The following is a 12,741-nucleotide window of genomic DNA, read 5'->3' as shown; positions in this document are numbered from 1 at the left end:
GTGCGCCGGCCCCGGCGCCGCACGGGCAGCACCGGGGCCGGGGTACGTCGGGTCAGACGGCGGCGATCAGCAGCGCCGGCCGTTCCACGCAGTCGGCGACGTGCCGCAGGAATCCACCGGCCACGCCACCGTCGCAGACCCGGTGGTCGAAGGTGAGGCTGAGCTGGGTCACCTTGCGCACGGCGAGCTGCCCGTCCACCACCCACGGCTTGTCCACGATCCGCCCCACGCCGAGCAGCGCCGCCTCGGGATGGTTGATGATCGGTGTGGAGCCGTCCACGCCGAACACCCCGTAGTTGTTCAGGGTGAAGGTGCCGCCGGTCAGTCGGGCCGGCGCCAGGGTGCCCGCACGCGCCGCGGCGGTGGTGGCCGCCAGTTCCGCGGCCAGCTCGGCGGTGGTGAGCCGCTGGGCGTCGCGCAGCACCGGCACCAGCAGGCCCCGGTCGGTCTGCGCGGCGATGCCCAGGTGCACCCCGGCGGACTGGACGATCCGCTGGGCTTCGGTGTCGACCCGGGCGTTGAGCTGCGGGAACCTGCGCAGACCGGAGAGACAGATCCGGGCCAGCAGGGCCAGGATGCTCACCGGCGCGTCTGGCGTCGCCGCGTTGATCGCCGCCCGGGTCTCCAGCAGTCCGGTGGCGTCCACGTCGACCCAGATGGTCACCTCGGGGATCTCCCGCCGGCTGCGGGAGAGCTTGTCGGCGATCACCTTGCGGACGCCGGTGAGCGGGACGATCACATCGCCGTCGCTGCCCGGTGTCGCCGTCGCGAGCGGGTCCGGCACGGCCGCCAGCCGGGGGGCGAGCGCGGTCAGCGCCGCCTCCACGTCGGCGCGACGGATCACCCCGCCGGGACCGGTGCCCCGCACAGTGCCCAGGTCGACGCCGTGCTCGCGGGCCAGCCGCCGGACGATCGGCGAGATGACCAGGGCGGCCGGGGCGCCACCGGCGTTTGCCTCGGTGCCGCCCCCCGGGCTGCTCGCGGCGGCCGGGGCGGAGACGCCGCCGGACGCGACGTCGGTGGGCTCGGGGGCCAGTGCCAGGCGGGGCCGGCGTCGGCGTCGGGTCGTCCCGCCGTGCCCGGTGCCGTACCCGATCAGCACGTTGCCGGAGCCCGCGCGCTCCTCCTCGCGGTAGGTGGCGTGCCCGGCCGGCTCGTCACCGCCGTTCAGCGGGGCGATGGTGATCAACGGCTGACCGACCGGCCGGACCTCACCCGCCGCGCCGTGCAGGGTGACCACCCGCCCGGCGTACGGGCAGGGCACGTCGACGACCGCCTTGGCGGTCTCCACCTCCACCACGCTCTGGTCGACCGTGACCACGTCGCCGACCGCGACCCGCCACTCGACGATCTCCGCCTCGCTCAGCCCCTCGCCCAGGTCGGGCAGGAGGAAGACCTGCGTCCGCTCGGCCGTGGTCATGCCGCGCTGCCCTGCGTGGACCAGCGCGGGTCCGGCTGGTCGTCCCACTGCAACCGGGCCACCGCGTCGAGCACCCGGTCCACCCCGGGAAGGTGGGTGTGCTCCAGCATCGGCGCCGGGTACGGGATGTCCAGCCCGGCGACCCGCAGCACCGGGGCGTGCAGGGCGTGGAAGCAGCGCTCCTGCACCCGGGCGGCGATCTCCGCGCCGACGCCGGCGAATCCGGGCGCCTCCTGGATCACCACGCACCGGCCGGTTCGCCGGACGGAGGCGGTGATGGTGGCGTCGTCGAACGGCACGATGGTGCGCACGTCCACCACCTCCAGGTCCCAGCCCTCCTCGCGGGCGGCCTCGGCGGCCTCCAGCGCGACGGGCACCGCCGGCCCGTACGCCACCAGGGTGGCGTCGCGCCCGGGCCGGCGCACGACCGCCCGGCCGAACGGCTCGGTACGCGCCGGCAGCTCCGCGTCGGCGCTGGCGAAGTAGAGCTTCTTGGGCTCCATGAAGACCACCGGGTCCGGGTCCTCGATCGCCTCCCGCAACAGCGAGTACGCGTCGGCCACCGTCGCGGGGGTGACCACCTTCAGCCCCGGGGTGTGCGCGTAGTACGCCTCGGACGAGTCGCAGTGGTGCTCCACCCCGCCGATCCCGCCCGCGTACGGCACCCGGATGACGATCGGCACGCTCAGCGCGCCCCTGGTGCGGTTGCGCAGCTTCGCCACGTGCGAGGCGATCTGCTCGAAGGCCGGGTACGCGAACGCGTCGAACTGCATCTCGACCACCGGCCGCAACCCGGACATGGCCAGGCCGACGGCGAAGCCGACGATGCCGGCCTCGGCGAGCGGGGTGTCGAAGCAGCGCTTCTCGCCGAAGCGGGCCTGCAGGCCGTCGGTGATCCGGAAGACGCCGCCGAGCGCGCCGACGTCCTCACCGAAGACGACGACCCGGTCGTCGGCGGCGAGCGCGTCGGCGAGCGCGGTGTTGAGCGCCTTCGCCATGGTGGTGGCCATCAGGCGTCACCCTCCTCGTCGTGCGCGGCGGCGAGCTCGGCGCGGACCTGCTCGCGCTGCTCCACCAGCTGCGGCGTGGGCTCGGCGTAGACGTGGTCGAAGAGGCTCAACGGGTCGACAGTGGGCCCCTCGTTCATCCGGGTCCGCAGGTCCGCCGCGTACGCCTCGGCCTGCTCGGCGATCTCCGCGACCGCCGCGTCGTCGAGCACACCGCGCGCCCGCAGGTACGTCTCCAGCCGGGTGACCGGGTCCCGGTCCCGCCAGGCGTCGACCTCGGCGCCGTCGCGGTAGCGGGTCGCGTCGTCGGCGTTGGTGTGCGGCTCCATCCGGTAGGTGTGCGCCTCCACCAGGAACGGTCCGTTACCGGCCCGTGCGTGGGCGACGGCGCGGGTCAGTACGGCGAGCACCGCGACCGGGTCGTTGCCGTCGACCTGCTCGCTGGGCACGCCGTAGCCGACCCCCTTGTAGGCCAGCGACGGCGCGGCGGTCTGGCGCGACAGCGGGACGCTGATCGCGTACCGGTTGTTCTGCACGAAGTAGACCACCGGCGCCTTGAACACGGCGGCGAAGTTGATCCCCTCGTGGAAGTCGCCCTCGCTTGTCGCGCCGTCGCCGATGAAGGCCAGCGCCACTGTGTCGCGCCCCTGGTACGCCTCGCCGTGCGCCAACCCGGCGGCGTGCACGCACTGGGTGGCGAGGGGCGTGCACTGCGGCGCGGTCCGGACCGCTGTCGGGTCGTAGCCGCAGTGCCAGTCGCCGCGCAGCAGGGTGAGCACCTCGACCGGATCGATGCCCCGGGCAACCAGCGCCATCGACTCGCGGTAGGTGGGGAACACCCAGTCGGTGTCCCGGACCGCGAGCACCGCGGCGACCTGGCACGCCTCCTGTCCCCGCGAGGACGGGTAGACGGCGAGCCGGCCCTGCTTGGTCAGGGCCGTCGCCTGGGTGTCGAACCGGCGGCCGAGCACCATCCGGCGGTACAGCTCGCGCAGCGCCTCGACGGGCGGCTCCGGGTAGTCGGTGCGGGCGGGCAGCGGCGCGCCGCTCGGGTCGAGCAGGCGGACGGGCTCGGCGTCGGGCAGCAGCGGGCGCGCCGGGTCGGGCGGGGTGGCCGCCCGACGGGTGCGCGGGGATGCCCTGCGGACCGCCTGGGGAGTGGTCGTCACGGCGGAACCTCCTGGGACGTGTGGTGGGCCTATGCTTCCGCCTGTCGGATGATTGACTCAAGATCCAGGTGGAAGGCGGGACGGTTGGCATGCGAAGGGCGCATCAGTGAGCCAGGAGGCCACCGACGGGGGGAGCCGGACGACCGGATCGGGACGATCGGCCCGACCCCTGGACGAGGTGGACCGGCGGATCCTCGACGAGCTGGTCCGTGACGGGCGCACCTCGGTGCGCACCCTCGCCGAGCGGATCCACATCTCCCGCACCAACGCGTACGCCCGGGTGGAGCGGCTGCTGCGCGACGGGGTGATCACCGGGTTCCGGGCCCAGGTGGCGCCCGTGGCGGCCGGCCTGGGCACCTCGGCGTACATCGCCCTGACGATCGAGCAGAACACCTGGCGGGAGGTTTCCGCGGAGCTGGCCCGGGTGCGCTACATCGAGCACGCCGCGCTGCTCGGCGGCGACCACGACGTGCTCGCGCTGGTCCGCGCACCGGACAACGCCGCACTGCGGGACGTCGTGCTGGGCCGGGTGCAGAGCATCCCGGGGGTGCTGTCCACCCGCACCTGGCTGGTTTTCGAGGAGTTCGACGGGGCGGGCAGCCCCTGGGCGTGACCGCCCGGCCGCTCAGCGCTCCGGTGGGGCCTCCAGCCCCTCCCGGTCGGCCAGCTCCAGCAGCGGCTCCAGCGAGTGCCGGTCGCCGTCCAGGCCGGCGTGCGGGTCGCCGCGCTCGGCGAACCGGGCCGGCACGGAGAGCACGTCGAAGTCCTCCGGGCGGACCTGGTCCAGCTCCGACCAGTCCAGCGGCGCGGAGACCAACGCGGCAGGCGTCGGCCGGATCGAGTACGCCGACGTCACCGTGTGGTCCCGGGCCATCTGGTTGTAGTCGACGAAGACCGGCTTGTCCCGCTGCTCGCGCCACCAGGTGGTGGTGACCAGCTCCGGCAGCCGGCGCTGCATCTCCCGGCCCAGCGCGAGCACCGCGCGGCGGCAGTCGCCGAAGCTCCACCGCGGCTCGATCGACAGGTAGATGTGCAGCCCCCGGCCACCGGTGGTCTTCGGGTAACCGGTCAGGCCCAGCTCGGCGAGGAACGCCCGCACCTCCCGGGCGACCGGCACCACCTGCGCGAAGTCCACGCCGGGTGCCGGGTCGAGGTCGATGCGCAGCTGGTCGGGGCGCTCCACGTCGGCGGCGGTGACCGGCCACGGGTGGAAGCGGAGCGTGCCCAGGTTGGCCGCCCAGATGACCACGGCCAACTCGCTCGGCGCGACCTCGTCGGCGGTGCGGCCGCTGGGAAAGGTGATGTGCGCGGTCCGCACCCACTCGGGCGCCCCCGCCGGCAGCCGCTTCTGGTAGAACGCGTCGCCCCGGTTGGTCTGCCGGGTGGCGATCGTCGCGCCCTCGAAGACGCCACGCGGCCAGCGTTCCAGCATGGTCGGCCGGTCCCGCAGCGCCCGCAGGATGCCGTCGCCCACCGCGAGGAAGTAGCGGACCACGTCCAGCTTGGTCAGCCCGCGCTCGGGAAAGTACGGCTTGTCGGGGCTGGAGACGCGGACCAGCCGCTCCCCCACCAGGATTTCCTCCGCCGCCGTGGCCACGCCCACGAGGGTACGACGCCGGTGGGCTCCTCGCGGTCATCGGACGGAGACGAGAAGGGCGCGGCGCGCGGCGTGGGCTACCCCGAGGTTGATGCCGCCGGGTCAGGTGACCAGGAGGACGCCGACCAGGATCAGCGGCAACCCGACGAACAGGAAGATGCCGACGCCGGTGAGCACCCGCCCGCCGCCGGCCTCCTCGCGCTCCGGCGCGAGCCCGAAGGTGGCGCGCGGGCCCAGCATGCCGATGCGGCTGAGCGTCAGGTCGCCGGTCACCCCGAACAGTGCGCCCACCACCATCAGCGCGATTCCCAGTCGGCCGGTGAAGTCACCCCCGTCGATCGCCACCCAGACCGCCGCGGCGGCCACGATCAGAACAGCGGCGATCAGGAACAGCAGCAGCGCTTCCCGCAGACCCCGGACGACCGTCATCGCCGACCCACCCCTTCGTCTCGGGGCGGCGCGGCCCGCCCCGGACGGAGATTGTTCCCCATCGACCCCTCGCGGCGCTGTCCCGAATCTGACCGGGACACGCGTGCATCGAGGGCGTCGTGGGGACGCGGGGCGGTGGCGGGAGTTCAGCGCGGCGGACGCCGGTCATCGACCGGCATCCGCCTCGGCACCGACGACGTTCCCGGCGGTCAGCGCTTCTCCTGCTGCATCCGGGACATCAGCATCTGCTTGCCCTGGTCGCCCGCCTTACGGCTGTTGTCCTGGATCATGCGGAACCAGTTGGCCAGTTCACTGTCGCCACGCTGCTCGGCGTCGGCGATGTACGTGTCCATCCGGTACACGTTCTCCAGCGACATCTGCAACGCCCGAATCAGGTCGTAGTTCTTGTCCTTGACCGGGCTCATCTGCTCCTTGACCATCGTCGCCACGGCGCACCTCCCCTTTGTCGGCTCGCGGTGAAGCGCACGCTTACCCGGCCGGGTCGCGTTCACGCCCCGCCCTGCCTGGCGCCGGTCCGGCGGTTACGGGTCAGCCCGGCCGGGTAGGGGGTGCCGCATGGCCGAACTGGCAACCCTGTGGATCATCCGGCATGGCGAGAGCACCGCGAACGTGGCGGCAACCGAGGCCGAGTCCAACGGTGCGGACCTGATCGGGCTGACCCACCGGGACGCCGACGTGCCGCTCTCCCCCACCGGCGAGGAGCAGGCCCGGGCCACCGGCCGGTGGCTGGCCGGGCTGCCCGTGGACCGGCGCCCGGACGTGGCGGTGGTCTCGCCGTACCTGCGGGCGGTCTCCACCGCCGAGCTGGCACTGCACGGGACCGGGGTGCCGGTCAGCCGGGACGAGCGGCTGCGCGACCGGGAGCTGGGCGTCCTCGACGGGCTGACCGGGCACGGGGTGCGCCGGCGGTTCCCGGACGAGGCCGAACGCCGGACCCGGCTGGGCAAGTTCTACTACCGGCCGCCCGGCGGGGAGTCCTGGACCGACGTGGCGCTGCGGCTACGGGCGCTCCTCGGGGACCTGCGCCGGGACCACGCCGGCCAGCGGGTGCTGCTCTTCGGTCACGACGCGCTGGTGTTCCTGCTGCGCTACCTGGTGGAGGGGCTGACCGAGGCGGAACTGATGGCGCTGACCCGCGAACACGTGATCGCCAACTGCTCGATCACCGACTGGTCGGCCGACGACGAGGGCCGGCTGACGCCGGGCGGGTTCAACGAGGTCGGCCACCTGCGCCGGCACGGCGCACAGTCGACCAGGGAGGACGAGGTCCATGCCGAGCCCGTCTGACGTGCAGGTGATCACGCCGGGGCTGCTGCGGAACTGGGAGCTGCCGGTCCCGACCGGCGGCAAGGAGAGCCGGGGCACCGTGCTGGTGGTCGGCGGCTCCCGTTTCACCCCCGGCGCGGTACTGCTCGCCGGGGTCGCCGCGTTGCGCGCCGGCGCCGGGGTGCTCCAGCTCACCGCCGCCGAGTCCACCGCTGCCACGCTGAGCGTCCAGGTGCCCGAGGCGCTGGTGATCGGGCTGCCGGAGACCCGGACCGGCGCGGTCGCCGCCGACGGGGACGGCCAGCTCGGCGAGTTGATCGGTCATGCCGACGTGGTGGCTCTCGGGCCGGGGCTGAAGGGGATCGACGAGACGCGGGAGCTGCTGCGCCTGGTCCTGGACGCGGCGGGACCGCGCACCCCGCTGGTGCTCGACGCGTACGCCCTGGGTGCGCTCAGCCACGAGCCGGAACTGCTGGTCGGCTCGGGGCGACCCGTGGTGCTGACCCCGAACGTCACCGAGGCCGGGCACCTGCTCGGCCGGGACCCGGGCGACGACCTGGACGCCGAGGCCGCCGAGCTGGCCGTCCGGTACGAGGCGGTCGTCTCGCTCCACGGGCACCTGGCCACCCCGGACGGGCGGCGCTGGCGCGAGGAGAGCGGCGACGCCGGGCTGGGCACCTCGGGCAGCGGGGACGTGCTCGCCGGGCTGCTGGCCGGGCTGCTCTCCCGGGGAGCCGAGCCGGCGCAGGCCGCCTGCTGGGCGGCGTTCGCGCACGCGGTGAGCGGCCAGCGGCTGATCCCCCGGCATGGCCGGATCGGCTTCCTGGCCCGGGAACTGCTCGACGAGATCCCCCGCACCCTGGCCACGGTCTGACACCTTTCGTCCCGCTCGCCGGGGTGTGTGTAACGCCACACCCGCCGTCTGCGCTCGACTACCAGAGACGGGCATCCCGCCCGCCCTCGGCCGCTCGCTCCCCGCCCGGGAGCGCACCGGTCGATCCCCGCTCCTGGGAGTCCGCGTGAAGAACCTCCGCAACAAGACACTGGCCGCCGCGTCCGCGGTGACCCTCGGGGTCGGTCTCGCCGTCACCGGCGCACCATCACCGGCCGCGGCCGTCGGCCCGGACACGACGTTCCTGGTCCTCGCCCCGCAGGGCGCGGCCAACGACAGGGCCGCTGCCCGGGTGGCCGCCGCCAAGGGCACCGTGATGGCCAGCTACCAGCAGATTGGTGTGCTCGTCGCCCGCTCCAGCAACCCCGACTTCGCCACCGAGGTGGCGGGAGCCGGAGTCGAGTCGGTCGCCGCGACCACCGGGCTCGGCACCGCTCTCGACGAGGGCGAGACCGTGGAGGTCTCCGCCGCCGACCTCGCCGGCGCCACCGGTGACCCGACCGCCGAGCCCCTGTTCGGCCAGCAGTGGGACATGCCGATGATCGGCGTTCCGCAGGCCCACGCCGTCACCACCGGAAGCGCCGACGTGGTGGTGGGCGTGCTGGACAGCGGCATCTCCTCCAGTCACCCCGACCTGGCCAGCCAGATCGCCAAGGACAAGAGCACGTCCTGTCTTGGCGGCGTCGTCGACACCACCGAGGCGGCCTGGAACCCGACCACCTCCGACCACGGCACCCACGTGGCGGGCACCATCGCCGCCGCCATCAACGGCGTCGGCGTCACCGGCGTCGCGCCGGGCGTCAAGGTGGCCGCCGTCAAGGTGGTCAACAACGACGGATTCATCTACCCCGAGGCGGCGGTCTGCGGCTTCCTCTGGGCCGCCGAGCACGGCATGAAGGTCACGAACAACAGCTACTACATCGACCCGTGGGAGTTCAACTGCCGCAACGACGCGCGCCAGCGCCCGGTGTGGCAGGCCGTGCAGCGTGCCATCCGCTACTCGCACAGCAAGGGCGTGCTCAACGTCGCGTCCGCGGGCAACTCCAACGTCGACCTGGCGCACAAGACGGTCGACGTGGGCAGCCCGAACAACGGGACGCCCGAGGTGCGCGACATCAACAGCGCCTGCCTCGACCTACCGGCCGAGGCGGCAGGCGTGGTGACCGTCTCGGCGGTGGGCCCGACCGGGGAGAAGAGCTACTACTCCTCGTACGGCCAGGGTGTCGTGGACGTCACCGCTCCGGGTGGTGACACCCGGTTCCGCACCCAGGGTGCCCAGTCGACGCTGACCGACGGCATCCTGTCCACCACCTTCAACACGGCGACACGGACCAACGGCTGGGGCTACAAGCAGGGCACCTCCATGTCCGGCCCGCACGTCGCCGGCGTCGCGGCGCTGGCGGCCTCGGCCCACCCGGGCATGTCCCCGGGCCAGCTGGCGTCGTTCCTGGAGCGCACCGCCCAGGCGCAGAGCTGCCCCGCGGGTGTCTACAACCCGGTCCCGCTGCTGGGTGCCGCCTACGACGCGACCTGCTCCGGCGGGGCGCGGAACGGCTTCTACGGGGCGGGCATGGTGAGCGCGTACGACGTGGTCCGCTGACCAACTGTGCGGCAAGGGTGGGGCCCGGCGCTTCGGCACCGGGCCCCACCCGTTCGAGGTAACCCAGTTTCCGCAGTTCACCCCCCGGGTACGGGATCGACACCAGACGAGATCCAGGGAGGTCATGCCGGTGTCGACCGATGCCATCGTCCTGCTCAAAGAGGACCACAAGGAGATGCGCCGCCTGTTCAAGGCTTTCCAGGATGCCGAGGAGGGGCCGGCGAGTCAGCGACAGAAGCTGGTGGGCCAGATCCTGGAGGCCCTGACCGTGCACACCTACCTGGAGAACGAGGTGATGTACCCGGAGGTCCGCCGGCTCCTGCCCGACCTGGAGGACGACATCCTCGAGTCGTACGAGGAGCACCACGTGGCCGACCTGCTCTGCTTCGAGCTGGCCAGCATGGACGCCGAGGACGAGCGCTTCAACGCCAAGACGACGGTGCTGATCGAGAACGTCACGCACCACGTCGAGGAGGAGGAGCAGGAGTGGTTCCCCAAGGTGCGCGAGGCACTGGGTCGCAAGCAGCTCCAGGAGATCGGCGAGAAGATGATCGCGCTGCGCGCGGACGCGCCGCGTACCCCCGGCGAGCCGAAGGCGATCAAGAAGGCGATCGACGCGGTGACCGCCTGAACCACCGTGTACGACGAAGGGCCCGGCACCGCCGGGCCCTTCGTCGTGCGCCACCCCGGTCGGGGCGGTGCCGCGCTCAGTCGCCCGAGCCCGGCTCGGCCATCCGGCGGTGCTGCTCGGACTTGAGCTTGTCCGGGACGACCTTGCCGACCGCGGTCTGCACCTTGTTCATCAGCGAACCCGTGGTGACCGTCTGATCGCCCTTCATCAACGCGGCGAAGCCCTGCGCGGCGACCTTCGCCGGGTCGTCCTTCTTCCCCGAGCCCACCCGGGTGTCCTCCATGTCGGCCCGGTCGAAGAACCCGGTGTCGGTCGGACCGGGCATCAGTGAGGTCACCGTGACGCCGCTGTCCTTCAGCTCGTTGCGCAGCGCCTCGGCGAAGGACTGCACGAACGACTTCGACGCGTTGTAGACCGCCTGGAACGGCCCGGGCATGGTGGAGGCGATCGAGGAGGTGAACAGCACCCGGCCCGCGCCCCGCTCGACCATTCCCGGCAGCAGCCGCTTGGCCAGGTGCACAGTCGAGCGCACGTTCAGGTCGACGATCTCGAGCTCGTCACGCAGGTCGGTGCCGCCGACGAAGGCGCCGCCGGCGCCCCGGCCGGCGTTGAGTGCCAGCGCGTCCAGCGGGCGCCCGGTCGCGGCGACGGCCGCCACCAACTCCTGCACACCCTGCTCGCGGGCCAGGTCGACACGTACCGGCTGGACCTGCGGGCCGCCGTCGCGCCGCAGCTTCTCCGCCACCGTCGTGATGCCGTCGTCCTCGGCGGCGATGACCAGGTCGAAGCCGTGCTCGGCGAACTGCGCGGCCAACTCGTACCCGATCCCGCTGGACGCCCCGGTCACCACGGCGAGCGGACGCTCGGTGGTCGGTGTGGTCATGGTGTCGACTCCTCTCGTGCGGACGGCGGCCGCACCCGCACCGGCGCGGCAGACCCCTACCGATTGCCCTGCCACGGCCGGCCCAACCACCTCGGCGGGTCGTGTCCGGAGGTCGGCCGGGCGGGCCCGGACCGGGCCGGTAGGATCGGCCCGGGCCGTTACTGGCGCGTGGGGATGGAGAACCATCGGGGAGCGGCCCCGTCACGAGGACGTTTGCCGAGCGCCTGGGCCTTCCGCACGTCTGTAGGAGGTCGCATGTCGCGCAACGCCGAGTCCACCGCTTTCCGGAGTGCCCTCGAGGTGATCCGGGCTGTCGAGCCGCGGGTGGCCGACGCCATCGGCGCCGAGCTGACCGATCAGCGGGAGTCTCTCAAGCTCATCGCCAGCGAGAACTACGCCTCCCCGGCGACCCTGCTCGCGATGGGCAACTGGTTCAGCGACAAGTACGCCGAGGGCACCGTCGGGCGCCGCTTCTACGCCGGTTGCCAGAACGTCGACACCGTCGAGGCGCTCGCCGCCGAGCACGCCCGCGAGCTGTTCGGCGCGGCGCACGCCTACGTGCAGCCGCACTCGGGCATCGACGCCAACCTGGTCGCGTTCTGGGCGGTGCTGGCCGACCGGGTGGAGTCCCCCGCGCTGAAGAAGGCGCAGGTGCGCCAGGTCAACGACCTCACCGAGGCCGACTGGTTCGCGCTGCGCCGCGAGCTGGGCAACCAGCGGATGCTCGGCATGTCGCTGGACGCCGGCGGCCACCTCACGCACGGCTTCCGGCCGAACATCTCCGGCAAGATGTTCGACCAGCGCAGCTACGGCACCGACCCGGCGACCGGCCTCATCGACTACGACCGGGTGGCCGAGGTGGCCCGCGAGTTCAAGCCGCTGATCCTGGTCGGCGGCTACTCGGCGTACCCCCGGAAGGTGAACTTCCGGATCCTGCGGGAGATCGCCGACTCGGTCGGCGCCACCTTCATGGTGGACATGGCGCACTTCGCGGGCCTGGTGGCGGGCAAGGTGTTCACCGGCGACTTCGACCCGGTGCCGCACGCGCACATCGTCACCACCACCACGCACAAGTCGTTGCGCGGCCCGCGCGGCGGCATGGTGCTCTGCCAGCCCGAGCTGGCCGACCAGGTGGACCGGGGCTGCCCCATGGTGCTCGGCGGTCCGCTGCCGCACGTGATGGCCGCCAAGGCGGTCGCCCTGGCCGAGGCCCGCCGCCCCGACTTCGCCGACTACGCCCAGCGGATCGTCGACAACGCGCAGGCCCTCGCGGAGGGGCTGCTGAGCCGGGGCGCGAAGCTGGTCACCGGCGGCACCGACAACCACCTGGTGCTGATCGACGTGTCCGGGTACGGGCTCACCGGCCGGCAGGCCGAGCAGGCGCTGCTGGACTCGGGCATCGTCACCAACCGCAACTCGGTCCCGCAGGACCCGAACGGCGCCTGGTACACCTCCGGCATCCGGATCGGCACGCCGGCGCTGACGACCCGCGGCCTGGGCACCGCGGAGATGGACCAGACGGCGGAGCTGATGCACACCGTGCTCACCCAGACCACGGCCGGCGCCAACGCCGACGGCACCCCCTCGAAGGCCAAGTACACCCTCGACCCGGCCCTCGCCGACAAGATCGCCCGCCAGGCCACCGACCTGCTGGCCCCGTTCCCCCTCTACCCCACCGTCGACCTGACCTGACTCGTCCCGCCGACCGCCGGCCGCCGCGCCGCGCCGACCGCCCACCGCGTCGATCTAGGGAAAATGGCTGCGGCTGGAGATCAACCAGCGGCGATTCTCCCTAGATCGACGCGCGGGGCGGCGCGGGGCGCGGC

The 12,741-nt window shown here is 73.0% G+C and carries 13 protein-coding genes and 1 riboswitch; of the genes, 6 read left to right on the top strand and 7 right to left on the bottom strand.

Features of this window, described 5'->3' with window-relative positions; all coding sequences use genetic code 11:
• Window positions 1-52: 52 nt before the first annotated feature.
• From GA0070607_RS27665 to pdhA, 3 genes are read right to left on the bottom strand one after another with little or no spacing between them, the layout of a single operon-like run.
• Window positions 53-1,420, bottom strand: a complete 1,368-nt coding sequence (locus tag GA0070607_RS27665; protein ID WP_089020809.1) for a dihydrolipoamide acetyltransferase family protein — start codon at window positions 1,418-1,420, stop codon at window positions 53-55.
• A complete protein-coding gene (locus tag GA0070607_RS27660) occupies window positions 1,417-2,433 on the bottom strand; it encodes an alpha-ketoacid dehydrogenase subunit beta (protein ID WP_172899230.1) in 1,017 nt (338 codons plus the stop codon). The genes GA0070607_RS27665 and GA0070607_RS27660 overlap by 4 nt, the downstream gene beginning before the upstream one ends.
• Complete coding sequence (gene pdhA, locus GA0070607_RS27655) at window positions 2,430-3,596, bottom strand: pyruvate dehydrogenase (acetyl-transferring) E1 component subunit alpha (RefSeq protein ID WP_089020807.1); 1,167 nt, start codon at window positions 3,594-3,596, stop codon at window positions 2,430-2,432. Before pdhA ends, GA0070607_RS27660 begins: the two co-directional genes overlap by 4 nt.
• A gap of 106 nt (window positions 3,597-3,702) precedes the next feature.
• Here pdhA and GA0070607_RS27650 point away from each other — a divergent pair, with 106 nt between their 5' ends.
• Window positions 3,703-4,209: an Lrp/AsnC family transcriptional regulator gene (locus GA0070607_RS27650; protein WP_089020806.1), complete on the top strand. Its 507-nt coding sequence runs from the start codon at window positions 3,703-3,705 to the stop codon at window positions 4,207-4,209.
• Window positions 4,210-4,221: 12 nt separating this feature from the next.
• Here GA0070607_RS27650 and GA0070607_RS27645 read toward each other — a convergent pair whose 3' ends face one another.
• From GA0070607_RS27645 to GA0070607_RS27635, 3 genes are all read right to left on the bottom strand, one after another.
• The gene (locus GA0070607_RS27645) at window positions 4,222-5,193 is read right to left on the bottom strand and encodes a DNA polymerase domain-containing protein (protein ID WP_089022146.1); all 972 of its coding nucleotides are present in this window, start codon (window positions 5,191-5,193) and stop codon (window positions 4,222-4,224) included.
• Window positions 5,194-5,295: 102 nt separating this feature from the next.
• Window positions 5,296-5,622 (bottom strand): hypothetical protein, encoded by a 327-nt coding sequence (locus GA0070607_RS27640; protein ID WP_089020805.1) that lies wholly within the window; start codon window positions 5,620-5,622, stop codon window positions 5,296-5,298.
• Window positions 5,623-5,831: 209 nt separating this feature from the next.
• A complete protein-coding gene (locus GA0070607_RS27635) occupies window positions 5,832-6,062 on the bottom strand; it encodes a hypothetical protein (RefSeq protein ID WP_089022145.1) in 231 nt (76 codons plus the stop codon).
• A gap of 136 nt (window positions 6,063-6,198) precedes the next feature.
• On the opposite strand from GA0070607_RS27635, the gene GA0070607_RS27630 reads away from it, so the two are divergent.
• From GA0070607_RS27630 to GA0070607_RS27615, 4 genes are all read left to right on the top strand, one after another.
• Entirely contained in the window at window positions 6,199-6,930 is a 732-nt protein-coding gene (locus tag GA0070607_RS27630; protein ID WP_089020804.1) for a histidine phosphatase family protein, read from the top strand.
• Window positions 6,914-7,783: an NAD(P)H-hydrate dehydratase gene (locus GA0070607_RS27625; RefSeq protein WP_089020803.1), complete on the top strand. Its 870-nt coding sequence runs from the start codon at window positions 6,914-6,916 to the stop codon at window positions 7,781-7,783. The genes GA0070607_RS27630 and GA0070607_RS27625 overlap by 17 nt, the downstream gene beginning before the upstream one ends.
• Before the next feature lie 145 nt (window positions 7,784-7,928).
• Window positions 7,929-9,401, top strand: coding sequence for a S8 family peptidase (locus tag GA0070607_RS27620; protein WP_089020802.1), 1,473 nt, complete (start codon window positions 7,929-7,931; stop codon window positions 9,399-9,401).
• Between the two features lie 130 nt (window positions 9,402-9,531).
• Entirely contained in the window at window positions 9,532-10,032 is a 501-nt protein-coding gene (locus tag GA0070607_RS27615; protein WP_089022144.1) for a hemerythrin domain-containing protein, read from the top strand.
• Between the two features lie 76 nt (window positions 10,033-10,108).
• Here GA0070607_RS27615 and GA0070607_RS27610 read toward each other — a convergent pair whose 3' ends face one another.
• Window positions 10,109-10,915, bottom strand: coding sequence for an SDR family NAD(P)-dependent oxidoreductase (locus tag GA0070607_RS27610; protein ID WP_089020801.1), 807 nt, complete (start codon window positions 10,913-10,915; stop codon window positions 10,109-10,111).
• Window positions 10,916-11,062: 147 nt separating this feature from the next.
• A riboswitch (ZMP/ZTP riboswitch) is annotated at window positions 11,063-11,152 on the top strand.
• An 18-nt stretch (window positions 11,153-11,170) separates the two neighbouring features.
• Here GA0070607_RS27610 and GA0070607_RS27605 point away from each other — a divergent pair.
• Complete coding sequence (locus GA0070607_RS27605) at window positions 11,171-12,607, top strand: glycine hydroxymethyltransferase (protein ID WP_089020800.1); 1,437 nt, start codon at window positions 11,171-11,173, stop codon at window positions 12,605-12,607.
• Window positions 12,608-12,741: the final 134 nt, after the last annotated feature.

The sequence above is a fragment of the Micromonospora coriariae genome, assembly GCF_900091455.1.
Classification (GTDB): domain Bacteria; phylum Actinomycetota; class Actinomycetes; order Mycobacteriales; family Micromonosporaceae; genus Micromonospora; species Micromonospora coriariae.
This window is presented reverse-complemented; position numbering and strand designations above follow the sequence as displayed.

Bases quoted from the DNA above. Each gene is read 5' to 3' on its own strand.
- GA0070607_RS27665 (WP_089020809.1), bottom strand. From the start codon at position 1,420: ATGACCACGGCCGAGCGGACGCAGGTCTTCCTCCTGCCCGACCTGGGC.
- GA0070607_RS27640 (WP_089020805.1), bottom strand. From the start codon at position 5,622: ATGACGGTCGTCCGGGGTCTGCGGGAAGCGCTGCTGCTGTTCCTGATC.
- GA0070607_RS27635 (WP_089022145.1), bottom strand. From the start codon at position 6,062: ATGGTCAAGGAGCAGATGAGCCCGGTCAAGGACAAGAACTACGACCTG.
- GA0070607_RS27630 (WP_089020804.1), top strand. From the start codon at position 6,199: ATGGCCGAACTGGCAACCCTGTGGATCATCCGGCATGGCGAGAGCACC.
- GA0070607_RS27625 (WP_089020803.1), top strand. From the start codon at position 6,914: ATGCCGAGCCCGTCTGACGTGCAGGTGATCACGCCGGGGCTGCTGCGG.
- GA0070607_RS27610 (WP_089020801.1), bottom strand. From the start codon at position 10,915: ATGACCACACCGACCACCGAGCGTCCGCTCGCCGTGGTGACCGGGGCG.
- GA0070607_RS27605 (WP_089020800.1), top strand. From the start codon at position 11,171: ATGTCGCGCAACGCCGAGTCCACCGCTTTCCGGAGTGCCCTCGAGGTG.